Source organism: Streptomyces melanosporofaciens, assembly GCF_900105695.1.
In the GTDB taxonomy this organism is placed as follows: domain Bacteria; phylum Actinomycetota; class Actinomycetes; order Streptomycetales; family Streptomycetaceae; genus Streptomyces; species Streptomyces antimycoticus.
The window spans coordinates 8532887-8556798 of record NZ_FNST01000002.1 but is presented as its reverse complement, the minus strand read 5'-3'; the positions used below and the strand labels follow the sequence as shown (position 1 = coordinate 8556798).

General features: G+C 70.6%; 22 protein-coding genes. 9 read left to right on the top strand and 13 right to left on the bottom strand.

Annotation, left to right across the window (positions count from 1 at the left end):
- Nucleotides 1-48: 48 nt before the first annotated feature.
- Complete coding sequence (locus BLV72_RS39160; RefSeq protein WP_093468365.1) at nt 49-1926, top strand: propionyl-CoA synthetase; 1878 nt, start codon at nt 49-51, stop codon at nt 1924-1926.
- Between the two features lie 144 nt (nt 1927-2070).
- Here BLV72_RS39160 and BLV72_RS39155 read toward each other — a convergent pair whose 3' ends face one another.
- The 3 genes from BLV72_RS39155 to BLV72_RS39145 all read right to left on the bottom strand — a co-directional run bounded on the left by BLV72_RS39155 (nt 2071) and on the right by BLV72_RS39145 (nt 4951).
- Nucleotides 2071-2829, bottom strand: a complete 759-nt coding sequence (locus tag BLV72_RS39155; RefSeq protein ID WP_093468363.1) for an SDR family NAD(P)-dependent oxidoreductase — start codon at nt 2827-2829, stop codon at nt 2071-2073.
- A gap of 187 nt (nt 2830-3016) precedes the next feature.
- Complete coding sequence (locus BLV72_RS39150) at nt 3017-3919, bottom strand: AraC family transcriptional regulator (protein WP_093468362.1); 903 nt, start codon at nt 3917-3919, stop codon at nt 3017-3019.
- A 354-nt stretch (nt 3920-4273) separates the two neighbouring features.
- A complete protein-coding gene (locus BLV72_RS39145) occupies nt 4274-4951 on the bottom strand; it encodes a TMEM175 family protein (RefSeq protein ID WP_093468360.1) in 678 nt (225 codons plus the stop codon).
- A gap of 181 nt (nt 4952-5132) precedes the next feature.
- Between BLV72_RS39145 and BLV72_RS39140 the strand changes: the two genes are divergently transcribed.
- Nucleotides 5133-5849, top strand: coding sequence for a GntR family transcriptional regulator (locus tag BLV72_RS39140; protein ID WP_093468359.1), 717 nt, complete (start codon nt 5133-5135; stop codon nt 5847-5849).
- 131 nt (nt 5850-5980) lie between these two features.
- On the opposite strand, the gene BLV72_RS39135 is transcribed toward BLV72_RS39140, so the two are convergent.
- From BLV72_RS39135 to BLV72_RS39105, 7 genes are all read right to left on the bottom strand, one after another.
- Nucleotides 5981-7525 (bottom strand): sugar ABC transporter ATP-binding protein, encoded by a 1545-nt coding sequence (locus BLV72_RS39135; protein ID WP_093468357.1) that lies wholly within the window; start codon nt 7523-7525, stop codon nt 5981-5983.
- Nucleotides 7522-8598, bottom strand: a complete 1077-nt coding sequence (locus tag BLV72_RS39130; RefSeq protein ID WP_093468356.1) for an ABC transporter permease — start codon at nt 8596-8598, stop codon at nt 7522-7524. The genes BLV72_RS39135 and BLV72_RS39130 overlap by 4 nt, the downstream gene beginning before the upstream one ends.
- Nucleotides 8595-9674, bottom strand: coding sequence for an ABC transporter permease (locus tag BLV72_RS39125; protein ID WP_093468354.1), 1080 nt, complete (start codon nt 9672-9674; stop codon nt 8595-8597). Before BLV72_RS39125 ends, BLV72_RS39130 begins: the two co-directional genes overlap by 4 nt.
- Entirely contained in the window at nt 9671-10759 is a 1089-nt protein-coding gene (locus tag BLV72_RS39120; RefSeq protein WP_093468353.1) for a mandelate racemase/muconate lactonizing enzyme family protein, read from the bottom strand. Before BLV72_RS39120 ends, BLV72_RS39125 begins: the two co-directional genes overlap by 4 nt.
- 51 nt (nt 10760-10810) lie before the next feature.
- Nucleotides 10811-11878: a sugar ABC transporter substrate-binding protein gene (locus BLV72_RS39115; protein ID WP_425288557.1), complete on the bottom strand. Its 1068-nt coding sequence runs from the start codon at nt 11876-11878 to the stop codon at nt 10811-10813.
- Nucleotides 11879-12065: 187 nt separating this feature from the next.
- Nucleotides 12066-13454 (bottom strand): chitinase, encoded by a 1389-nt coding sequence (locus tag BLV72_RS39110; RefSeq protein ID WP_093468351.1) that lies wholly within the window; start codon nt 13452-13454, stop codon nt 12066-12068.
- Nucleotides 13451-14728, bottom strand: a complete 1278-nt coding sequence (locus BLV72_RS39105; RefSeq protein WP_093468350.1) for a glycoside hydrolase family 16 protein — start codon at nt 14726-14728, stop codon at nt 13451-13453. Before BLV72_RS39105 ends, BLV72_RS39110 begins: the two co-directional genes overlap by 4 nt.
- Before the next feature lie 312 nt (nt 14729-15040).
- Between BLV72_RS39105 and BLV72_RS48420 the strand changes: the two genes are divergently transcribed.
- The 3 genes from BLV72_RS48420 (at nt 15041) to BLV72_RS39095 (ending at nt 18458) form a co-directional block, all read left to right on the top strand.
- Nucleotides 15041-15277, top strand: a complete 237-nt coding sequence (locus BLV72_RS48420; protein ID WP_167746278.1) for a hypothetical protein — start codon at nt 15041-15043, stop codon at nt 15275-15277.
- A gap of 182 nt (nt 15278-15459) precedes the next feature.
- Nucleotides 15460-15594: a hypothetical protein gene (locus tag BLV72_RS51260; RefSeq protein ID WP_280143039.1), complete on the top strand. Its 135-nt coding sequence runs from the start codon at nt 15460-15462 to the stop codon at nt 15592-15594.
- 134 nt (nt 15595-15728) lie between these two features.
- A complete protein-coding gene (locus BLV72_RS39095) occupies nt 15729-18458 on the top strand; it encodes an FHA domain-containing protein (RefSeq protein WP_093468348.1) in 2730 nt (909 codons plus the stop codon).
- Nucleotides 18459-18465: 7 nt separating this feature from the next.
- Here BLV72_RS39095 and BLV72_RS39090 read toward each other — a convergent pair whose 3' ends face one another.
- Both BLV72_RS39090 and BLV72_RS39085 read right to left on the bottom strand, forming a co-directional pair.
- Entirely contained in the window at nt 18466-19329 is an 864-nt protein-coding gene (locus BLV72_RS39090; RefSeq protein WP_093470808.1) for an SCO6745 family protein, read from the bottom strand.
- Between the two features lie 14 nt (nt 19330-19343).
- Nucleotides 19344-20048, bottom strand: a complete 705-nt coding sequence (locus BLV72_RS39085) for a GntR family transcriptional regulator (RefSeq protein WP_093468347.1) — start codon at nt 20046-20048, stop codon at nt 19344-19346.
- Nucleotides 20049-20196: 148 nt separating this feature from the next.
- On the opposite strand from BLV72_RS39085, the gene BLV72_RS39080 reads away from it, so the two are divergent.
- The 4 genes from BLV72_RS39080 to BLV72_RS39065 all read left to right on the top strand — a co-directional run bounded on the left by BLV72_RS39080 (nt 20197) and on the right by BLV72_RS39065 (nt 23314).
- Nucleotides 20197-20736, top strand: coding sequence for a YbhB/YbcL family Raf kinase inhibitor-like protein (locus BLV72_RS39080; protein ID WP_093468345.1), 540 nt, complete (start codon nt 20197-20199; stop codon nt 20734-20736).
- Between the two features lie 111 nt (nt 20737-20847).
- Nucleotides 20848-21192: a peptidase inhibitor family I36 protein gene (locus BLV72_RS39075; RefSeq protein WP_014059096.1), complete on the top strand. Its 345-nt coding sequence runs from the start codon at nt 20848-20850 to the stop codon at nt 21190-21192.
- Nucleotides 21193-21346: 154 nt separating this feature from the next.
- Complete coding sequence (locus BLV72_RS39070) at nt 21347-22516, top strand: aminotransferase (RefSeq protein WP_093468344.1); 1170 nt, start codon at nt 21347-21349, stop codon at nt 22514-22516.
- A gap of 111 nt (nt 22517-22627) precedes the next feature.
- The gene (locus BLV72_RS39065; protein ID WP_093468342.1) at nt 22628-23314 is read left to right on the top strand and encodes a class I SAM-dependent methyltransferase; all 687 of its coding nucleotides are present in this window, start codon (nt 22628-22630) and stop codon (nt 23312-23314) included.
- Here the strand turns inward: BLV72_RS39065 and BLV72_RS39060 are convergent.
- The gene (locus tag BLV72_RS39060) at nt 23307-23912 is read right to left on the bottom strand and encodes a hypothetical protein (RefSeq protein ID WP_208905871.1); all 606 of its coding nucleotides are present in this window, start codon (nt 23910-23912) and stop codon (nt 23307-23309) included. The two genes, BLV72_RS39065 and BLV72_RS39060, sit on opposite strands and share 8 nt — an antisense overlap.

Below are 23912 nucleotides of genomic sequence, written 5' to 3'. Positions count from 1 at the left end.
GGGCCACACTGCTCACAGTTCCAAGGCCGAGCGACGCAAGGGGCGCTGATGGGCGCGTACGACGAGACTTACCACCGCAGCCTCGAGGATGTCGAAGGGTTCTGGCTGGACGCGGCGGCGGCGATCGACTGGACCCGGCCACCGACCCAGGCCCTGGACGACTCCCGTGCGCCGCTGCTGCGGTGGTTCCCCGACGGTGAACTCAACACCTCGTACAACGCGTTGGACCGCCACGTCGAGAACGGCCACGGCGACCGGACCGCGCTGATCTACGACTCCCCGGTGACCGGTGCGGTCCGGCGCTTCAGCTACGCCGAGCTCCGTGACGAGGTCGCGCTCTTCGCCGGGGCGCTGCGCTCGCTGGGTGTGGCCAAGGGCGATCGGGTCATCGTCTACATGCCGATGGTGCCCGAGGCGGTCATCGCCATGCTGGCCTGCGCCAGGATCGGCGCGGTGCACTCGGTGGTCTTCGGCGGCTTCGCGCCCAAGGAGCTGGCCGCCCGTATCGAGGACGCCGAACCGGCCGTGATCGTCGCGGCGTCCTGCGGGATCGAGCCGACGCGGGTCGTGGAGTACCAGCCCATCGTCGAGGCGGCGCTCGGCCTGACCACCCATCAGCCGGACAAGGTCGTCATCCTGCAGCGCGACCGGGCGCGAGCGGAGCTCGGTGGGGTTTACGTGGACTGGGCGGATCTCGTCGCCCGCGCCGAGCCGGTCGGCCCGGTCCCGGTGGCGGCGACCGACCCGCTGTATGTGCTGTACACCTCCGGTACCACCGGCAGGCCGAAGGGCGTCGTCCGGGACAACGGCGGCCATGCGGTCGCGCTGGCGTGGTCGATGGCCGCGATCTACGACATCGGGCCGGGCGACGTGTGGTGGACCGCCTCCGACGTCGGCTGGGTGGTCGGTCACTCCTACATCGTCTACGCGCCGCTGCTGATCGGTGCGACCACCGTGCTGTACGAGGGCAAGCCGGTGGGCACCCCGGATGCCGGCGCGTTCTGGCGGGTGATCAGCGACCACGGGGTGAAGGCGCTGTTCACCGCCCCCACGGCGTTGCGGGCGATCAAAAGGCTCGACTCGGAGGCCGCCGAGCCGAAGAAGTACGACCTGTCGTCGTTCCGCACCCTCTTCATGGCCGGGGAGCGGCTCGACCCCGAGACCTACCACTGGGCGCACCGGCACCTCGGCACACCGGTCATCGACCATTGGTGGCAGACCGAGACCGGCTGGCCGATCGCCGCGAACCTCCACGGGCTGGAGCCGATGCCGGTCAAGCCCGGGTCGGCCACGGTGCCGGTTCCCGGCTGGGATGTGCGCGTCCTGGACCAGGGCGGTGCCGAACTGCCCGCGGGCCAGGAGGGCGTGATCGCGATCCGGCTTCCGCTGCCTCCCGGCGCGCTTCCCACGCTGTGGGGTGACGACCAGCGGTTCATCGACGCGTATCTGTCCCGGTACGACGGCTACTACCTGACCGGTGACTCCGGGTATCGCGACGCGGACGGCTACCTGTTTGTCATGGGACGCACCGACGACGTGATCAACGTCGCGGGGCACCGCTTGTCCACCGGGGCGATGGAAGCGGTGCTCGCGGCGCACCCGGCCGTTGCCGAATGTGCGGTGATCGGGGTGCGCGACGAGCTCAAGGGCCAGCTGCCCCGGGGCTTCGTGGTGCTCAAAGCGGGCGCCGAGGTCAGGGACGAAGACCTCCGTGAGGAGCTGGTCGCGGCGGTACGCCGGGAGATCGGCCCGGTCGCCGCGTTCCGGGCCGTCTCGGTCGTGGAGGCGCTGCCCAAGACCCGGTCGGGGAAGATCCTGCGCAAGACGATGCGCGGAATCGCCGACGGGCGCGACGAACCGGTGCCGTCGACGATCGAGGACCCGTCGGTGCTGGACGCGCTGCGGCCGGTGCTGCGCCCTGAGTGAGGGAGGCGCTTCGCGAGCGCCGCCACGCAGCTCTCCCTCAGCACCGTCCGGCGGCTCGCTCGCCGCCGCGCCAGGGGCCGTCCGCCAGGGCACGGTCGGCGCCGCCCCCGCCATCCGGCCCCGCGCATGGTCGACCGGACGGGCTCAGAGGTTCTGTCCGCCGGAGACCTCGATGTCCTGGGCGGTGATCCAGCGGCCTTCCTCGCCGACCAGGGTGGCGATCACCATGCCGATGTCGTCGGGTTCACCGATCCGCCCGAGTGCGAAGGTGCGCGCCAGGTCCGGGATGATCTCCGGGTGCCGCTCGAAGGCATCGTCGGCGAAACGGGTGCGGGTGGCGCCGGGAGCGACGGAGTTGACGCGGATGCCCCGGGCGCTGAACTCCTTGGCCATGTAGCGGGTCAGGACGGTCAGGGCGCCCTTCAAGGACGCGTAGACGGAGTACCCGGGCGCCGTCACGGCCGGCCGTGTGGAGTTGCTGGTGGTGTTGACGATCGCCCCGCCGTCGGCCATCAGCGGCAGCAGCGCCTGGGTGAGGAAGAAGGGCCCCTTGAACAAGCCACGGGTGAGCCTGTCGAAGAACTCCTCGGTGGTCTCCTCGATCATCGAATTCCCCGCGAAGCCCGCGTTGTTGACGAGGTGGTCGAAGGTGTCGCGCTGCCAGGTGGTGTGCAGCGCGTCGGCCACGGCGTCGCGGAACGCGGGAAAACCGGCCGTGTCACCGATGTCCAGAGGCAGGGCCACGGCGGTGCCGCCCCGCTTCTCGATCTCGGTGACGGCGTCCTGGGCGCCCTGCTGGTTGGAGCTGTAGGTGAGGATGACCCCGGCACCCCGTTCGGCGATCTGGATCGCCGCGCTGCGGCCGATACCGGAGCTGGCGCCCGTGACCACGGCTACCTTCATGATGTGCCTCCTGCGCACGCGGTGGAGCATGCGACCTCCACGCGGAATGTGACACTCCCAGGTAATCGGTCGGCGTCACACCGGCGAAAGAAAGATCCTCCCGCGTCCTTGCCCAATCCTGCCGCGCTGATGCGGGGGCCTCGGCCGCCACTCCCCGGCCGCCGGGACGGGCCCTGCGCCCTGTGCCCTACGGCAGAGCGGCGGCCCGGGCGCGTCCGGAAGGGCTCAGGTGGCCGGCGTCCTGGCTGGGCGGTGTGCCGAACTGCCGCCGGTACTCGCGGCTGAACTGCGACGGGCTCTCATAGCCGACGAGAAGGCCCACACCGGTGACGTCGGCGGATCGTGTCGTGAGCATCAGCCGCGCCTCTTGCAGGCGGATCCGCTTCTGGAACTGGATGGGGCTCATCGCCGTCACCGTTCGGAAGTTGCGGTGGAACGCGGAGACGCTCATCCCGGTGAGCCGGGCCAGATCCTCGACCCGGAACGGCTCGGCGTAGTGCTCCCGGATCCAGCGCACCGCTCGCGCGACATGGCTGAGGCTGCTGTCGGCGAGGCCGAGCTGGCGCACGATCTCGCCCTGGTCACCGGTGATCAGCCGCCACAGGATCTCGCGCTTGATCAGCGGGGCGAGCACCGCCTGGTCGCGGGGCCGGTCCAGCAGGCGCAGCAGCCGGACCACCGCGTCGAGCAGCTCCGCCGGGGCATCGCTGACGGCGATGGCCGAGCGCGGTCCGCCCGGGATGCGCCGGGCGTCCTCGGGCCCGGCGAGCAGCAGATCGGCGACGGCGGAGGGCTCCAGAGTCAGCCCGAACCCGAGGGCGGGCTGCTCCGGGCCGGCCTCGGTGAAGTTTCCGGTGATCGGCAGGTCCACCGACGCGACGAGGTACTGGCCGGCCCGGTACTCGTACACCCGCTCGCCCAGCGCCAGCCGCTTGGTCCCCTGGGCGATCAGGGCCAGCACCGTGCCGGATGTCGTCGGCGTGGGCGGGTAGGGGCTCTCGAACTTCGACAGGCGGACACCCTCGATATCGGTGCTCCAGTCCGGCCGCGCATGCCGGGTCAGCAGCTCGCGGAGTTCATCCAGGTGCATACGACGATTGCAGCACAGCACCTCCGGCCGCCACGGCGACGAGAGACCCACTCGGGGCGAGGCGTCACGGTGGCCGCGCGACAGCCGCCGGGGCGAGGCGTCACGGTGGCGCCCCGCCTCGCCCCGGGCACACCGTCCTCAGTCGTCGGCCGGGCCCATCGGGAAGATGGCCAGCTCGGTCCTGCCCTCGTGGAACCCTTCTTGGCGAGGGGTTCCAGGGCGGCGGCGAGCCAGCGGCTGTCCGGGGACCAGCTCAGCGCGGAGCCGCGAGGAGTCGCCGGAGAAGGCCGTGCACTGGATCAAATCCCACTCGCCGGCGTGGGACCGACGGCCGCCCCGCTGCCTACGCCGAGGTCACGCGGCGGCCTCATCGGACGTGTCCTGGCTTCCTGGCAGCCCTTCGCTGGTGGTGAAGTAGAAGACGGGGAGCAGGACGAACGCGCCCAGGGCGGCCAGCGGTGTGACGAGGACGCCCAGGACTCCGGCGAGGGCGTAGGCCAGCGCTCCGATCCACGAGCGAAGGGAGCCGTGGCGTACGTAGGTGGGCTCGATGGTGTTTTCCAGGAGCTCGGGGCGCCGGCGCAGGTGGTGGTAGAGGGCCGCCCAGCTCAGACACATCGCGGCGGCGAGGGCCGCGTAGAGCGCCACGGCCACCTTCGCGTCCGTGCCCCAGGCGTCGGCCTGCAGTTCGGTGGCGACAACCTCGGTGGGAAAGGCCAGCGCCGCCGTGGTGAAGAGCAAGAGGAGGTTCGCCGCGTGCAGACCCCGGTCCATGCTGCGGATCCGCAGGAAGGCCCGGTGATGGTTGAGCCAGATCACCGCGATGTAGCTGAAGGACGCGGCGTATCCCAGATAGGCGGGCCACTGGCGGGCCAGTGCGTCTCCCAGGCCGCCGGGCGGATGTGCGGGGGTGGTCAGGCCGAGCACCAGGAGGGTCAGTGCGATCGCGAAGACGCCGTCGCTGAACGCTTCGGCGCGAGCCGTGTCCGACAGAGCGAACCGCTGGGCGGGCACGCGGAAACGGGGCGGCATGCGAGGCTCCTTTTCCCGACTTGCCCAGACAGGCATATATGACGCATAACAACTATATCGGGTGCCACTTCGCCACGGCTCGGCACACGGTGGGGCGGACTCGGCTCACCCCTGAACCGCGTCCCTCACCTGGGTAAACTGTTGCAGTCCCGACAAGCCCCGAAGAGCACCAGGAGGCCGGATGCCGCCGCACGACACCTCCGCGCTCGGGGCACCGCGCGAAGGGCACGGCCGCGACCCGTCCCCCACCCGTCAGGCCCTGTCGGACAGCGTCTACGAGAACATCAAGGCCATGGTCATGGACCATGAGATCACCCCCGGCGCACGCGTCAGCATCGAGGCCCTGGCCCGCGCCCTGAGCGTCTCACCAACCCCCATCCGGGAAGCGCTGGCCCGGCTGGAGTCCGACGGCCTGGTGGTGAAGAGGCCGCTCTCGGGATACCGCACCACCGAGCTGCTGACCCGCCAGGGGCTGGAGGAGCTCTTCGAGATGCGGCAGTTGCTGGAGCCGAGGGCGGCCGCGCTCGCCGCCGGCAACGCCAGTGAGGCTCAGCTCGACGGCATCGAGCGGATCGCGGAGGAGATGCAGTCCCATTCGGGGACCGCCGGGCGCTATGCGGCCTACCGCGACTTCGCCGCCCTCGACCAGCGCTTCCATGACGCGATCGCGCAGGCGTCCGGGCGGCCGCTGCTCGCGGACGCGGTGGAGCGGCTCCATTCCCATCTGCACATCTTCAGGCTCAGCAGCGTTCTCGACGCCGAGGACCCCACCCTCGCCGAGCACCAGCGTGTGCTGCACGCGATATTGCGCCGCAATCCCGACCGCGCGGCCGAGGCGATGGCGGAGCACCTCGCCCGCAGCCTCCGGCGCCAGCTCAGCCAGGACGATGAGTCCTGACGGTGCGGCGTCCTGACGGCGCGGCGTCCTGACCGCGCGGCGTCCTGACCGCGCGGCGTCCTGACCGCGCGGCGTCCTGACCGCGCGGCGTCCTCCGTCCGCCCGGCCGGGGCGGGGTCATCGCGGCCCGGTCATGCCTCCACCGCCCGTGGGCGCACCGCCGAGGTCGCGCGGTCGTGGATGATGCGGATGATCCGGCCGCTCATCCGCTCGTAGTCGCGGTCATTGTCCACCTCACCGCGGATCCGATGGTCGGCCATCACGGCCACCCGGTCCGCGAGCGTGATCATCTCGGCGAGGTCGCTGCTGATCAGCAGGATGGGCAGGCCGCCGCGGGCCAGCTCCCAGATGAGTTCGTGGAAGGCGTGTTTGGTGCGCACATCGACCCCGACGGTCGGCTCGTCGACGATGAGCAGCCGCGTGTCCGCCGCAAGCCACTTCGCCAGGCTCACCTTCTGCTGGTTGCCACCGGACAGCTCACCGGCGTTCTGCCCGAGCCCGGAGATGCGGATGCCCAGACGTTCGACGAGGTCGTGGGCCACCGCCCGCTCCTCGCGCGCGGAGATGAAACCGAGCGCCTTCGCCAGTCGCTTCCACACCGTCACCGTGATGTTCCGGGCGATGGGCTGCTCCAGGAAGACCCCTTCCTCCTTGCGGTTCTCGGTCAGATAGCCGATGCCGAAGCGGTGCAGGGCCTGCCGGGGAGAGGTGATGCGCACCGGCTCGCCGTGCACCCGGATCTCGCCGCCGGTGACGCGGTCGAGGCCGAGCATGGCCTTGACCAGTTCGCTGCGTCCCGCGCCGACCAGTCCGTACAGACCGACGATCTCGCCGGGCCGGATGTCCAGGCTGATGTCCCGGTGCCCGGCGGCGGTGGAGACGTCGTCGAACGAGAGCACCGGCGCCGCGGAGGTGTCCACCTCCCGCGGACGCATCTCGGTGGCCGAGTGGGCGCGGCCCACCATCAGATTGACCACGTCGTCGTGGGTGTGGTCGGCCAGTGGCGAGGATTCGAGCACGGACCTGCCGTCGCGCAGCACGGTGACGGTGTCGCAGAGGGCGAACACCTCCTCCAGCTTGTGACTGACGAAGACGACACATGTTCCCCGGTCCTTCAGCCGCCGGACGACCTCGAACAGGCGCTCCGCCTCCTGTGGGGAGAGGGAAGCGGTCGGCTCGTCCAGGAGCAGCACCCGGCTCTCGGTGTACAGGGCCTTCGCAATCTCCACCAACTGCTGTTGTGCCACGGACAGTTCACGGACCGGCTGGTCCGGGTCGAGGTCCAGACCCAGCTCACCGAGGCACCTCAGCGCGGGGGCCGTCATCGCCGCCCGGTCGATCAGGCCACGGTGCGAGGGAGGGCTCTGCAGCGTGATGTTCTCGGCCACCGAGAAGCCCGGAATCAGATTGCGCTCCTGGTGCACCACGCCGATACCCGTGCGGGTGGCCTCCTGCGGTGAACGCAGGTGGACCTCGCCGCCGCACCAGGCCAGGCGGCCGCCGCCCGGCGTGTGCACCCCGGTGAGGACCTTGATGAGGGTGGACTTCCCCGCGCCGTTCTCGCCGAGCAGCGCATGGATGGACCCCTCGGTCAGGCGCAGCCCGACGCCGTCCAGGGCCCGTACGCCGGGAAACACCTTGACGATGGCGTGGCATTCGAGAAGGACGTTGCTCATCCGGAACCTCCCGGGTGCGGCAGGACGGCGGTCGGTCGCGCGTCAGCCGGCGGTGGTGCGGGCGGTACGCGGCCGCGCGAACCGCCCCGCTTCTCCAGGTGGCTCTGGTGGATACGGCCGCCGACCACCGTGCCGAGCACGACCACGCCGATGAGGAAGTTCACCCAGCTCGGGTCGAGCGAGAACTGCGCGCGTGCGGCGTCGATGAGCCGCATCACGAAGGCCGCCAGCACCGTGCCGAGCACGGCGACCGACCCTCCGGTGAGCGCCACGCCGCCGATGATGGGGGCCGCGAAGCTGGGCAGCAGCCAGTCGCCGCCCACACTGCGGTTGACTCCGGGCAGCGACGCCGTCGCGGTCAGGGCGGCCACGCCGATCAAGAGCCCGGACAGCGTGTGGGCGAGCACGATCTGCCGGTCGGTGGAGATGCCCGAGAGCCTGGCCGCCAGCGGGTTGCCACCGGCCGCCAGCAGCCGCCGGCCGGCGGTGCCGCGGTACAGGAAGGCGGCGAGCAGGGCCGCGGCGGCCAGCGCCGTGACGAACACCAGCGGGACGTTCAGCGGGGCCGCCCTGCCGAGGTCCTTCAGGCCCGCGGAGTATCCGTCCACGGTGCGCGTGCCCACCAGCCAGTACTGCGCCCCCTGGAGAATGGTCATCGTCCCGAGGGTGACGATAAAACCGTTGATCTTCGTCGCCACGATGCACAGGCCGGTCACCAGGCCGATGGCGGTGGCCGCCAGCACACCGGCCGCCACCGCGACCCCGGCGGGCACGCCCTGGTCCGCCATCAGAACACCCATCAGGCAGGCGGTGAAGCCGCCGAGCGCGCCGACCGCGAGATTGAGCTGTCCGACGCACAGCGCGACCATCTGGGCCAGTCCGATGAGGACAGGGGTGGCCAGGTACCGCAGGAAGGTCCGCACCGAAGGGCCCTCGAGGAACGAGCCGGAGGAGGCCACCCCCAGGGCGAGGTAGCCGGCGAGCACCACGCACAGCAGGGTCATCGTCGTGGAGCGGGAGAAGCGGCGCAGCACCGCGGCGCCCCGCTCGCCCCGTTCGCGGATCGTGTTCATGTGGAGCGCACCACCTTGCGATGGGCCACCACGGTGCGCACCCGGTCGGCCGAGAGGGCCAGCAGGAGTACGCAGCCGAGGTAGATGTTCAGGCTTTCGAGACCGACACCGAGCAGATCGAGCCCCTTGCGGATGACGCCGACCAGGGACGTGCCCAGCGCAGCGCCCAGTACGGAGACGACGCCGCCGGTGAGCAGGGTGCCGCCGAGCACCGAGCCGAGGAAGGAGGGCAGCATGAAGTCGTCCCCGATGGAGGCGCGGAACGTGCCGGTGCCGACGGCGGCCATGAATCCGGCGAGCGCGGCGAGCAGCCCCGAGAGCGTGTGCGCCAGGATGAGGCGGCGGCCGGTGGGAATGCCGGACAGCTCGGCCGCCGCGGGGTTGGCCCCGGTGAGCAGCAGCTCCCGGCCGATGCGGGTACGGGCGTAGAGGAAACCGAGGCCGACCAGTGCCAGGACGGTGAACTGCGCCAACTGCGGGATGACCGGGGACCCGCACACGGGCCCGACGCAGACGTCGGCCAGCGAGTACGAGCGCAGTTCCGCGAGCCCGGACGGCTTGCTGGTGAAGGCGGCGTTCTCGGTCAGGGCCGAGTAGAGCAGGGAGACGAGTCCCAGCAGCGCGAAGTCCATCGCCAGGGTCACCACGAACGAACTGACCCCGGTACGGGTGATGACCCAGCCGGTGAGCGCGCCGATGGCGGCCCCGGCCAGCAGGCACAGCAGCAGGCCCAGGGGCAGTGGCAAGTCCAGCCGGTCGTAGCCGAATCCCGCGAACAGGGCTCCGAAGGCGGCCATCCGCCCGACGGCCAGGTTCATATGCCCCACCGAGAGGACGACCATCTGGGCGAGCGCCACCACCGTCAGCGTCGACACGTCCCGCATCAGCGGGAACAGCACGAGCCGTTCATCGAGGAACGCCGGCTGCAACACGCCGAACAGGGCACCGAGGCCGATGACGAGCACCAGCAGCCCGAGCCGCTGGTTGACCCAGAACGGCAGCCGGTGCACCGGACGCGGCGGCGTGGCCCCGGCGGAGCCGGTGTCGGTGCCCGGTGGGAGGACGGGCGTCGTCATGCCACCCTCCGGTCGTCGATGGCGTCCATGTCCCAGTCGATGCCGATCCCCGGAACGTCGGGCGCCACGGCCCGCCCGTCGCGGATCGTCAGCTCGCCGCGGGTGACGGCCCGCAGCTGCGGGATGTACTCGACGAACCTGCCGTTGGGCACCGCGGCCACGAGGCTGACATGCAGCTCCATCAGGAAGTGCGGGCACACCATCACGTTGTGGCTCTCCGCCGTGTGGGCGACCTTGAGCCACGGGGTGATCCCGCCGATGCGGGCGGCGTCGACCTGCACGATGGAAGCGGCGCCCGTCTCGAGATAGGTGCGGAACTGCTGGGGCGAGTACAGGGACTCGCCGACGGCGACGGGAATCCGTGTCGCACGCGCCAGCCGGGCATGGCCGCCGATGTCGTCCGCCGGGAGGGGCTCCTCGATCCAGTACGGGTCGTAGGGCTCCAGCGCGGCCGCCAGTTGGAGGGCCGAGGACATCGTCTGCGACTGGTTGGCGTCGGTCATGATGTGCAGCGAGGGGCCGACTGCCTCTCGTACGGCGCGCAGGCGCTCGGCGTCCTCGGCGGCATGCGGCTTGCCCACCTTGATCTTGACACCGTCCCACCCGGACTTCTGGGCCTGGAGCGCACCCTTCACCAGGTCGTCGGCGCTCAGATGGAGCCAGCCGCCCTCGGTGTCGTAGACGGGAACGTCCTGGCGGTGGCCGCCGGCCAGCCGCCACAGCGGCTCACCCGCGCGCTTGCAGCGCACGTCCCACAGCGCGGTGTCGACGGCGGCGAGCGCGAGCGAGGTGATGGCTCCGGTGGTGGTGGCGCGGGTCAGGGCGAACAGCCGCTGCCACAGCGCCTCGACGTTGCGCGCGTCCTGCCCGATGAGGGCGGGCAGCAGATGGTCCCGCAGCAGGGCCAGTACGGAGGTTCCACCGGTGCCGATGGTGTAGGCGTAGCCGGTCCCCGTGCTGCCGTCCACCGTGGTGATGTCGACCAGGACCGTCTCCTGCTTGACGAAGGACTGCACCGCGTCGGTACGGTCCGTCTCCACGGCGATGTCGGCCAGCTTTGCGGTGGCGGTCGTGATGATGCTCATCTCGTGATGCCCGGTTTCTCTAGAGCGTTCTGCAGTACAGGGACGGCGGGGTCAGCCGCACGCGAGGACGTCGTCGGCGAACTGCTTCTTCAGCCGATCGGTCTTCGCCTTCCGGGCACGGTCGTAGGTCGTGACGTTCTTCTTCGTGACGACGAACGAACCGGAGTCGACGGACTGGCCGGGCGTGCGCATGGTGCACTGCTTCGTCTGCAGCAGCGCGAGCGCCCAGGCCCCGACCTTCGCCTGTCCCACCGGGTTCTGTACGACGGTGGCGGTGACCGTGCCCTGCTTGATCGAGCCGAGGATCTTGGCGTCGTCGTCGATGGCGACGACCTTCGCCCGCGAACCGGAGCTCTTGACCGCGTCGGCGGCGGCGACGGCCGGGTTGTAGGCGGTGGAGACGATGCCCTGGATCTGCTTGCCCTTGGCCGTCAGCAGGTCGGACACCGCCTTCTGCGCGGTCTGCAGATCCTTGTCGATGTCGGTGACGGTCTGCAGCAGTTTCGCCTTGCCGCCCGACTCCTTGACGGCCCTGGCCACGCCCTTGATCCGTAGCTGGGTGTTGGCGTCCACGTTGTTGCCCGTCAGATGGACGATCGTGCCCTTGCCGCCCATCGCGTCGATGGCGGCCTTGGCCGCCTTGTACGCGGCGAGTTCGACATCCGTGGACAGACAGAAGTCGGCCTCGTTCCCGCCCGCCGGGCAGGAGCCGAGCGAGGCCACGGCGAGGCCCTGCGACTTCAGGTCGGCGAACGTGGTGTTGATGTCGGTGGGCGAGACCCCGAAGACACCGAACGCGTTGTAGCCGCGCGCGGCGAGCGTGGACAGCAGATTGTTCTGCTTCTGCTGGTCCCACTCCGCCGTCTCGTCGAACGTCACGCCCCCGAGCCGGTACGTCTTCTTCGCCTCGGCGCCCGCGGACTTCCAGGGCTGGAAGTAGGGGTGGGCGCCGCCGGGCACGAGCGCCACCTTGGTGGCCGATCCGTCCGCGAGCACGGCCGAGCCACCACCCGCCCGCGCGGACGCGGGGCCCTGCCCGCCTGTCGGCTCACCCGAGTTCTTGAGCGTGCAGGCTGCCGAACCCGCGGCCAGCACCACGACGGCGACCACTCCCGGCAGTACAGATCCAGTCCGGAGACCCACCTCCACACCCCCACGAATCAAATAGGAAATTGATGCCGCGATGGTGTGCCAGTCGAGCCGCTCCGTCAAGACCCCGGACAAACACGAGATCCGGCACCCCTGAGGATCAGGCGCCGGATCTCGTCCCGCAGATTCCTATAGGAAACGCGTGTCCTGAATCGGATCAGCCCGCGTACTGGGCGAAGACGCGGGTGAAGTCCCACGGCTGCTGGGAGACGCCCGAGCAGGTGTCGGCTCCGCCACCGGTGCAGGGCCGGTCACGGTTGACCGACCAGAAGGTCAGCCGCGCGAGGTGCCGCTGCTGGGCGTAGCCCAGGATGGTGCGGAAGTCGTTCACGGTCACGGTCTCGCCGTTGTCGGTGATGCCGTTCATCGAGGAGATGCCGGTGTGCCGGTACGCCTGGTCGTCGGTGTACCCGTAGGCGCTCTTGACCGTGTTCTTGAGCCCCTCGGCGGCGCGGAGGGTGAGCTGGCCCATGTTCTGGCCGGCTCCGCCGAAGTTGAACGGCATGATGGTCCAGCTGTCCACGGTCAGACCGGAGGCGGCGGCCTTGCTGATCAGGCTGTTGTCGGGGCCGTTCTGGCCAGTGCCGAAGGTGACGTACACCTTGATACCGGGGTTGTTGGCCTTGACGGTCTTCAGCGCGTCGACCGTGCGCTGCTGGACGGTCGGGCTGTCGTACGCGGCGGCCTCGATGTCGATGTCGATCGCCTTGAGACCGTAGGCGTTGATGACCTTCTGGTACGCGGCGGCCAGCTCGCCCGCGCTGCCGCAGGAGCTCTCCAGCTTGTTGCCGCTCCAGCCGCCGAAGGACGGGATGACATCGCCACCGGCGGACCGCACCGTGTTGATGGTCTGCTGGTCGACACCTCCGGTGAGCGGACGGCCACCGTCCCACTGCGGGTTGCAGTAGCCGTTGCTCAGGACGAAGGCGAGCGTGAACCACTTGACGCCGGTCGCGTTCATCACGGTGGTGGGACTCGGCGGGCTGCCCCAGCCGTTGTAGAGGTACGGGGCCACGGCCATGGCTCCCGGCCCGGTCGGCGGAGTGCTGCCTCCGTCCGGCGCCGTCCACTTCTGGTTGGCGGCACCGGTGCAGGTCCATATCTGCAGCCGGGTGCCGTTGGCCGAACTGCCACCGGTGGCATCCAGGCACTTATTGGCCTGCGGGTTGACGATGTCCCGCGCCGCCGGGAGGGACCACTGCTGCGCCGCGCTGCCATTGCAGTCGTAGAGCTGGACCAGGCTGCCATCGGCCGTACCGCCCGAGGCCACGTCCAGACACTTCCCCAGCGCTCGGACCGTGCCATCGCCACCAACGGTCCACTGCTGCGCGGCGGACCCGTTGCAGTCGTAGAGCTGGATCGGTGTGCCATTCGCGCTGTTGGCGCCCGCCACGTCCACACACTTGCCGCCGACACCGGTGATCTGTCCGGTGGCCGCCACGGCACCATTCGCGGGAACGCTGGTCAGGCCGGTGAGGAGGGCGGCGGCGGCCGCCACGCCCAGGATGCCGCGCACCGCGGGTCTGTGCAGGAGTCTCATGTTCATCTGGTCACCGTCCACTTCTGGTTGGCGGCGCCGGTGCAGGTCCATATCTGCAGCCGGGTGCCGTTGGCCGAACTGCCACCGGTGGCATCCAGGCACTTGTCGGCCTGTGGGTTGACGATGTCGCGGGCCGCGGGAACGGCCCATTGCTGCGCCGCGCTGCCGTTGCAGTCGTAGAGCTGGACCAGGCTGCCGTCGGCCGTGCCACCCGACGCCACGTCCAGACACTTCCCCAGCGCACGGATCGTGCCATCGCCACCAACGGTCCACTGCTGCGCGGCGGATCCATTGCAGTCGTAGAGCTGGATGGGTGTGCCATTCGCGCTGTTGGCGCCCGCCACGTCCATGCACTTGCCGCCGACGCCGGTGATAGCGCCGCCGCCCGGCTGTCCGCTGTCGGTGCTGACCCGGACGTAGTCGACGAGGAGCTGCTGGGGGAAGACCGTGCTGCCGTTGGGGTCTCCGGGCCAGTAGCCGCCGACCGCGAGGTTGAGGATCAGGAAGAAGGGCTTGTTGAACGCCCACTGCCGGCCACCGAGGTCGGCCGGTGTGCGCCGCTGATACACGGTGCCGTCCACGGACCAGGTGATCGCGTTGGGGCTCCAGTCGACGGCGAAGGTGTGGAAGGCGTCGGCGAACGCCTGGCCACCGGGCAGGGAGTACCCGGCGCCGATGCCGCCGGACCCCGAGTATCCGGGGCCGTGGAGGGTGCCGTGGACCGTGGACGGCTCGAAGCCCACGTTCTCCATGATGTCGATCTCACCCGAGTTGGGCCAGCCGACCTGTCCGATGTCATTGCCCAGCATCCAGAACGCCGGCCACATGCCCTGTCCGCGCGGAATCTTCATCCGGGCTTCCACCCGGCCGTAGGTGGTGGTGAACTTGCCGGACGTGTTCAGCCGGGCGGAGGTGTACTCACACCTTCCGTACCAGCACTGGTAGTTGCTCGGGTTCTCGCGGCGGGCGGTGATGGCCAGATGGCCCTGTCCGTCGAGGGCGGCGTTGCGGTTGCCCGCCGTGTAGTACTGCCGCTCATGGTTGTTGACGTTGTCGCCCGTCTCGATCTGCCACTTGCCACCGTCGACGGCGGAGCCCGCGGGCCCGTCGAACTCGTCGGAGAAGGTGACGGCGGCGGCCTTGGCGGCCGCGGCCGGTGGCGCGGCGGACCGCGCCGCGGAGGCGGGCGCGCCCTGCGCCAGTCCGGTGGACAGGGAGGCGAGGGCGAGGAAGGAGACGACGGAGAGCAGCAGTCGCCGGGGTAAGCGCGGGGAGTCCATGACTCTCCCTTCCAGAAACATGTGCATGACAGGTACGGAGAGACATGAGGCGCATGTGAAACCAACAGGTGGAACCAAGTGGTTACGGCGCCGACCGGGGTGCGATGAGCGATCCGAGAGGTACTTAGTTCACTACGTGATTTAAGAAGTGAAGGAAAATCCTGTCAAGAGCTTGGTATGGACCATATGTAGGGACAGAAAACGACGTGGAGGACGACCGCACGACGGGTGACGGCCCGCGGGGGGCATCCCCCATGCCGATCCTGGGGTACGCCGGATCGCGTCCGTTGGGGGCGAATCTGGCGTTCAGCCATGTCTCCCACACTGCGCAAGCACCTCGCCCTGGCACTCGCGGTCAGCGGTGTGCGGGCCCGCGTGGTCGCGCCGGACGGTCGGCACTCGGTCGCCACCAGCGGCACCGCCGACCTGAACACCGGCCGCCCGGTCTCAAGAAGGCCGCCGGCCACCCCGCCCAGCAGGAGATCGAAGACCGCATCCGCGCACTGCTCGTGGGCCGCCCGCTACCGAGGCGGCAGCCGGCCGAGATGAAGCGGACCGTCCCCGTGAACGCGGAGGTTTAACGGCTGTGGCCCGGCGGCCGACACGGGCTCGGCCTGGTCGAACGCCCGCTGAGCCGCGGAGGAAGGTACTGGAGCCGCGAGGGCGGGGACGGCGGCTACATCACCCTCGACGGCGTCGCCGACGACGGCAGGCGCAGCGCCGCGGTCTCCATGTCCGAGGCGCGCGGTGACACCGCGGAGCACATCCTGGACCAGGAGAACGCGGCCGGCGCCCTCATCGACCACGCGCTGTGCGCCGGGGGCCATCACGGGGACGTGGGCGAACCACCGCTGCCGGGACGGTAAGTTTGGACCCCGCACCATCACACGCAACCTCCGCACGCCCCGTGCCCTCTTCCAAGTCGGCTACGGCCGTACGCGTCGGCGTGCCCGGTCCGGGCCGCACGCCGACTGACCGACCCCATGAGGACACACCGCCCGTGCCGGAACTTGTACTGCATGCCAATGGACGCACCTGGACCCTGGACGCGTCCCGGAGCTACACCGTGGGGCGCGATCAGCAGGCCGACATCCCGACCATCGACCGCCGAGTCTCCCGGCGGCACATCACGATCCGCTGCGTCGGCGGGACGTGGATCGTCGAGGACCTCGGCAGCGCGAATGGCACGTTCGCGGACGGACACCGTGTCCAGCGGATCGAGATCGGCCACGGTTCGATCGTCCGGCTGGGGAACTTCTCCAGCGGTATGCGGCTGGACTTCACCGAGGCTGCGCCGACGCCGACGCCGACGAGTGGCGACCCGGCGCCCGCCGCCGCGCAGGGCCGCGCGGCGGCACACCAGGGCGAGGCCCGTCCCGAGCCCCGCCCCGAGGCCCGTCCCCAGGCTCATCCCGAGCCCCGTCCCCAGCCCCGCCCCGAGGCCCATCCCCAGCCCCCTCGTGGGGCGCGGGGTGACACGGGTTGGGGCACGGCGGCAGCCGCCGACTCACCCCCGATGGCGCCCCATCCCCGGGCGGCGGAGGTCCCGGGAGCCCCGGCGGGCGCGGCAGCCTCAGCGGGGCCAGCGGCGGCCCCGACCCGTACGGCAGGCCCGACCCGTACGGCAGACCCGGGCGTCGCCCGGGACCCGCACCGGCCCGCCGCCGGAGAGCCGGACGGGCCCCATGGAGCCGCCGCGAACCACTTCATCGACCGGAGCCCGTCCGGTGTCCACCGGCTCGTCCAGGGGCGGCCGATGCGCATCGGCCGGGCGCAGGACAACGAACTCGTGGTGGAGGGCCCGCACGTCTCCCGCCACCACGCGGAGTTCCGGCCGCTGCCCGGTGGCCGCTTCGAGATCGTCGACCTCGGCAGCCACAACGGCACCTATGTCAACGGGCAGCCCGTGGACCGCCGGCTCATCGGCCCGCACGACATCGTCGGGGTCGGCCACTCCACCTTTCGCCTCGCCGGGGACCGGCTGGAGGAGTTCGCCGACACCGGTGAAGTCTTCTTCGCCGCCCGGAACCTGACGGTGACCGTCGGGCGCGGCAAGACCATCCTGGACGACGTCTCCTTCGGGGTCCCGGAGAAGTCGCTGGTGGCGGTGGTCGGGCCGTCGGGCTCCGGGAAGTCCACCCTCCTGCGCGCGCTGACCGGCTACCGGCCCGCCGACCAGGGCCATGTCCTCTACGACCACCGCGATCTGTACACCCAGTTCGCCGAGTTGCGCCACCGTATCGGCCTGGTTCCGCAGGACGACATCCTGCACAAGGAGCTGACCGTCGACACCGCGCTGAAGTACGCCGCCAGGCTGCGCTTCCCCGGTGACACCAAGGCCGCCGAGCGCAAGGACCGTATCGACGAGGTGCTCCAGGAGCTGAAGCTCGACGTCCACCGGGACAAGAAGGTCGCCTCGCTCTCCGGCGGCCAGCGCAAGCGGGTGTCCGTCGCCCTGGAGCTGCTGACCAAGCCGTCCCTGCTCTTCCTGGACGAGCCCACCTCCGGGCTGGACCCGGGCCTGGACCGCGATGTCATGAAGTTGCTGCGGGGGCTCGCCGACGACGGCCGCACCGTGCTGGTGGTCACTCACTCCGTCGCCGAACTGTCGCTGTGCGACCGGGTGTTGGTCATGGCTCCCGGCGGCTCCGTGGCCTACTTCGGCGCCCCGGACGAGGCCCTGGAGTTCTTCGGCCACGAGAGCTGGGCCGATGTCTTCTCCGCCTTCGAGAACCATCGCGACAACGACTGGGGCGGGCACTGGCGGACTTCCCCGCAGTACGCCCGGCGGGTCGCGGAGGTCGGCTCGGCCGTACCGCCGCAGCAGCCGGGCGCCCTTCCGGCGCAGCCGCCCGCGCGAGCCCTGCAGCCCAAACGGCGGCACTGGGTCGCCCAGTTGTGGACCCTGATCCGCCGCTATCTGTCGGTCATCGCGTCCGACAAGGGCTTCATGGCGCTGATGCTGCTCCTCCCGGCCGTACTGGGCGGGGTGAGCTGTCTGGTTCCGGCGAAGTACGGACTCGTCCCGCCACCGCCCGACAGCGGTTTCCGCTACAACCAGGAGTCCGGAACCATTCTGCTGGTGCTCGTCATCGGCATGAGTTTCTCCGGCGCGGCCAACTCCGTACGCGAATTGATCAAGGAACGGGTGATCTACGAACGGGAGAGAGCCACGGGTCTGTCCCGGTCCGCGTATCTCATGTCGAAGGTGATCGTCCTCGGTCTGATCACCGCGATGCAGGGTGCCGTCCTCTGCGCGATCGGCTTCTCGGTCCGCCAACTGCCCGCCCAGGGGCTGCTCATGCCCACGGCCGTCGAGGTCTGCGTGGTGATCAGCGCGCTGGGCTTCACCTCCATGATGTTCGGCCTGGTCATCTCCGCGCTGGTGAGGACGGCCGAGAAGACCATGCCGCTGCTGGTGATGTTCGCCATCGTCCAGGTGGTCTTCACCGGCGTCCTCTTCAAGCTGTTCAGCTCTCCGGGCATCGAACAGGTCGGCTGGCTGATGCCCGCCCGCTGGGCGGTCGCGGGCGCCGGAACCACACTCGACCTCGCACACACCATGCCGCCCTGGAACCTCGACAAGCCGAACGAAGTCGACCCCCTGTGGGCGCACACCGTCTCCCAGTGGGGCATCGACCTCGGTGTGCTGGTGGCGATCGGGCTGGTCTGCGGCTTCGTCGTGGCCCGCCTGCTGCGCCGGCACGAGCCCGACGTCATGCGCGACTAGGTGGCGCCTAGCCCTTGCCGAAGTGGACCGCGGGGAAGGCGCCCGCGACCCTGAGGGTTTCGGTGAAGCCACCGGCCAGCTCGGTGAGGCGGGCGGTGGCGGCCGGGCCGAGGTGGTCGTACGGGGCGGCGTCGAGGCGGTCGGTGAGCGCCTCGACCTCACCGCGCAGGGCCGCGCCCGACTCCGTGAGATCCCCCGCCGCGTCCAGCAGTCCGCGCTCGCGCAACCGGTCCCGGGCGGCGGCCCACTGCGCGGCGGACCATCCGCGGGTCCGCATGAACGTCGCCGACGTCACCGTGGTGCCGGTGGCGTTGTGCAGGACCAGCGCCTCGATCCCGGACAGGCCGGCGACCGCCAGGGCGAAGAGGTGGCCGTCGCCCCGGTGCTCGCGCAGCAGCGTCGCGGCGTGCCACAGGGCCAGGTGCGGTTCCTCGGGCACCGGGAGGCCCGCGTTCGCGGCGTACAGCGGCCGCGCCTCCCGGTGGCACGCCTCGGTGGCGCGCAGCGCCAGCTCGGCCGCCTCGGCCATCTCCTCCGACGTCAGGGCCGCCTCCCCGAGCAGCCGCCGCAGCACCTTGTCCGCGCCGCGCAGCCGCGCCGCGAGCACCGCCTCCGGTGTGGCGATGGCCCACGCGGCGGGGATGAACCGCTCCACATGCGCGTGGTTGAAGTTGTAGAACGTCGCGGAGACGGTGCCCGCGCCGACCGGCCCGAGCGGGGCCGCGCGGTCCGCGAAGTAGGTCATCGCCCCGCGTTCCAGCCCGAGCGCCGCGAGCTCGTCCTGCCGCTCGGGCGCGAAGTACACGCATGAGTGCACCGGATTGACGACACCGTGGCAGCGGCGGCCCGCACTCGGCTCGGATGTGGTCAGGTCGGCGAGGCGCATCAGGCTTCCTTCACGGGGTCGTCGTGGGTGCGGCCGGTCAGTACGGCCGCGGTCAGGGTGAGGTGCTGGACCAGGACCTCGGCCGCGGTGTCGGCGTCGCGGGCCAGCGCCGCCTCCTCCAGCCGGCGGTGCTCGCGGACGCCGTCCCGGCCCGGGTTGCGCTGTGCCGACCAGCGGCGTGCCAGCTCGCTCGCGGTCCACATCCGGTCGAAGGTGTCCAGCAGGACGGGGTTGCCGCAGCCCTCCAGCAGGGCGCGGTGGAAGACCCGGTGGGCCTCGGCCCATGCGGCGCTGTAGTGCTCGCCCTCCCCCGGGACGTACGCCTGGGTCCGGGTCAGCCGGTGGTGGGCGGCGCGTACGCGGGACTCCCAGTCGACGTCGCCGCGCTCGATGGACATGCGCAGCACGACCGGTTCGATGGACCGGCGGGCCTCCGCGATCTCCTGCCAGCGGCGGTCGGAGTAGGCCGGGACGGCGAAGCCGCGGTTGTGCAGTCGGTCCGCGAGGCCCTCGCCGACCAGCCGTACGAGCGCCTCGCGGACAACGGCCAGGCTCACACCCTGTTCCTTGGCGAGGTCCTGCGGTTTGAGGGCGTCACCGGGGGCGTAGTCCCCGCGCATGATCGCGTCCCGCAGATGTGCGTAGACCTGCTCGGAGAGCATCTGCTTCCCCGGGGAGGCCGACGTGTGGGTCGTCTGGGTCATGCCGCCATCATAGATGATCCCGGAGATAATCGATTATTGCTGTTATGATCGATCGAGCGGTCCTGAGAGCGGTGCCTATGCGGCGCCGCGGCCTCCATCGGCCGCACATCACCGCCACTCCACAGCACGGCCCGAAAGGAACGACGCGATGAGCGCCAACGACCCCTTCGCCCGCCTCCCCGAGGCGGCCTCCTTCACCGTCACCAGCACTACCGTCACCGACGGCGCCGCCTGGTCCATCGAGCAGTTCTCCGGCATCTCCGGCGTCCCCGGCGGGAAGGACGTCTCCCCGCAGCTGTCCTGGAGCGGCGCCCCGGAAGGCACCAAGAGCTACGCCGTCACCGTCTACGACCCCGACGCCCCCACCGGGTCCGGGTTCTGGCACTGGGCGGTCGCCGACATCCCCGCCACCGTCACCGAGCTGCCCGAGGACGCCGGCGACGACACCGGCTCGGGCCTGCCCGAGGGTGCCTTCCAACTCCCCAACGACGCCCGCGCCGCCCGCTTCATCGGCGCCGCCCCACCGGCCGGACACGGCACGCACCGCTACTTCGTCGTGGTGCACGCCCTCGACGTCGAGTCCATCGGCGTCCCGGCCGACGCCACCCCGGCCGTCCTCGGCTTCACCATGGCCGGACACATCCTCGGCCGCGCGGTCCTGACCGCCACCGCCGAAACCCCCGCCTGACGCACAGCGGGTCCAGCCCTGCGGGCCCCCGTCGAACACAGGAGCTGTCTATCCGCCGCCCGTCCCGAGTTGAACAATCGTGGCGTTGACTTCCGCGTCGAGGAGGACGGGATGAACGCACGTTTCACACGCTTCGCGCTCGTTGCCGGGACCGTTGTGGTGACCACGCTGGGCCCCTCCGTACAGGCCCAGGCACTGCCCGCCTGCGCGAGCAACGCGATCTGCCTGTGGCGGTTCCAGGACGGGACGGGCGAGCTCTACACCTGGCGGGGTGGCTATGTGGACCTGCCCAGCCGGTTCACGGATCACGTGGGTTCCTTCCGGGCCAACAGGACCGGTGCCTTCATCGACTGGGCCTCGGGCAAGGAGTGCCACTCGGTCCGCAAGGGCGACTACGCCAGCAACTACAGCGGCCGGTTCGGCTCGAAGATCGACGCGGTCGGCGACAACTGCTGACCCCGGCCCCGGAAGCCTGCCGGTGCAGGTGGTGAGTGCCTTCCTCCGACTCCCTCGCGCGCGGCCCCGCCGCCATGGCTCGGCCGGCGCGCGGGGAGGTCGGTAGCATCGCGGTGAACCGACAGCGGCCCGCCACCCGTGAAGGAGCGCCGACGTGCGACTCAGCCCGCGCACCGTGCAGGAGATCGATTCGCCGATGGGCGCGACGTATGCCCTGCTGGCGGGCCGCAGCGGCGAGCGGGCGCTGCTCGATCTGGCCCAGGCCGCGCCGAGCTATCCGCCCGCGCCCGAGATGATCGAACACGTCACCAAGGTCGCCCACGAGCCGAACGGCGCCGCCTATGTGCCCAGCCCCGGACTGCCCCGGCTGCGGGACGCCTTCGCCGCCGACCTCAGCCGCGGCTACCAGAGCCCGGTAGGGGCTGACCAGATGGTCGTCACCGCAGGATGCAACCAGGCGTTCTGCCTGGTGGCACAGGCACTCACCGAGCCGGGCGACGAGGTCATCGAAGTCCTGCCCTACTACTTCAACTACGACATGTGGCTGCGCATGAACGGCGTGGTGCCGCGCTACCTGGAGCCCAGGCCCGATCTCGTGCCCGAGCCGGAAGCGGCCGAAGCGCTCATCACCCGGCGTACCAAGGCGATCGTGCTGGTCACCCCGGGCAACCCGAGCGGCGTCACCATTCCGCCGGATGTGATCGCGGACTTCTACGCACTGGCGAAGCGGCACGACATCGCGCTGATCGTGGACGAGACCTACCGCTCGTTCCGCGACACCGTGCGACCGGCGCACGACTTGTTCGCCGACCCGGACTGGGCGCGGACCCTGGTGAGCCTGCACAGCTTCTCCAAGGACCTCGCGATTCCCGGCTACCGGGTGGGCGCGGTCGTCGGCTCGCCCGAGCTGAACCGCGAGGTGATGAAGCTGCTCGACTGCGTGGCGATCTGCCCTCCGCGCGTCGGGCAGGAGGCCGCCTGGGCGGGGCTGACTTCGGCCCAGGAGTGGCGGCGTGCGCGCGCCGACGAGGCCACCGAGAAGCGGCGTTGGCTGGAGACCGTGCTGGCCGAGCGGCCGGGCGGTTTCGAGCTGCTGAGCTGCGGAGGGTTCTTCGGCTGGGTCCGCCACCCCTTCGCCGACCGGGGCACCGACGACGTCGTGCGCGACCTCATCACCCGCTACGACACGCTCGTCATTCCGGGCACCGCCTTCCTGCCCGACGACCGCCAGGTCTTCCGGGTCAGCTTCGGCAACGTCGACCGGGCCGGGCTCACCGAGTTCGCCGGGCGGCTCGAGCTGATGGCCAAGGATCTCCTCGGCTGACCCGGCGAGCCGCGGCCGACCTGACGCTTGACCTTGCCCGAAGGTCAAGGTCGAGGGTGCCGGTGGCGACCGAGCAGGGCGCTCGGCCGGTCGAACCGGGAGGTACCCGCAGTGGATGACGACGCTCTTCTGGCCGAGCAGATGGCCTACTACCGGGCGGGCGCGGCGGAATACGACCGGCCCTATGCGGAGCGCGAGGACCTGCGGGAGTTGTTGGCTGCCGTCGATGACCTCCCGATTGCCGGGGATGTGCTGGAGCTGGCGTGCGGGACGGGGCAGTGGACCTCGTCGCTCGCCGCGCGGGCGCGTTCGGTGACGGCCGTGGACGCGGCGGCTGAGGTGCTGGCCCTCGCTCGTGCGCGTACCGCGTCCGCCACCGTCCGGTTCGTCGAGGCCGACCTGTTCGCGTGGCAGCCGTCGCGGTGCTACGACACGGTGTTCTTCGCCTTCTGGCTCTCCCACATCCCACCGGCGCGGTTGCCCGGCTTCTGGAACACCGTCGCCTCCGCACTCGCACCGGGTGGCAGAGCGGTCTTCATCGATGACGGTCCCGCCGCGGCCGCCGAAGAGGAAGTCCTCTCCGGCCGACCGGCTCCGGTGGCCGTGCGCCGACTCGATGACGGCAGTCAGTACCGCATCGTGAAGGTGTTCCACGACCCCTCGTCACTCACCGCCGACCTCGCGGCGCTGGGCTGGTCGGCCCACATCCGGTCGGTGGCCGGGAAGTTCATCGGTGTCGCGGAACCGCCGGCCACCTCTGCCGGAGAAGCGGCCCGGGGTCCGGCGAGGGTCAGATGAGTGTGGCCACCTTCTCGGAGGGCTTGTTGCGCCGCCAGCCGACGGCGAGGTAGGCGAGCATCCCGACGGGTGGAATGGCGCAGACGGCCCAGCTGATGGCCAGGGGCGGGCCGGGCTGGTCGAGCACGCCGACGTTCCGCAGAGTGCCGCGGCCATGGCCGTCGGGGCCGTCGATGTCGAAGGTGAAGCTGAAGGTGCCGGGTTCCGGCAGGGCCTGGACATCCAGGCCCCAGACATCCCGTTTGCGCGGGTGCCTGCCCAGCGGGCTCTCCCGATCGTCGGCGTCCAGGCCGGGCCCGTCGAGAGTGAGCGTGCCCGACTTTCCCGCGACGCCATCGGCGGGTGCGAAGGTGAAGTCGAGTGACTGCATGGCCCGCAGCGGCCACTCGGAGAACCCGACGGTGATCGCGTAGGGCCCGGCCTGTACCCGCTCGGTATGGACGACGCCGACCGGGGCGTACGCCGCGGCCGGCGCGGTCGACACCGCCACCAGCGCGAATGCGGCAGCCGCGGCCAGGGCCAGTCGGCGTGCGTGGCCTCGGATACGCCGGGATGCCAAGGCCACGGCGAGCAGGAGCGGTGAACGTGAGGAGCGCAT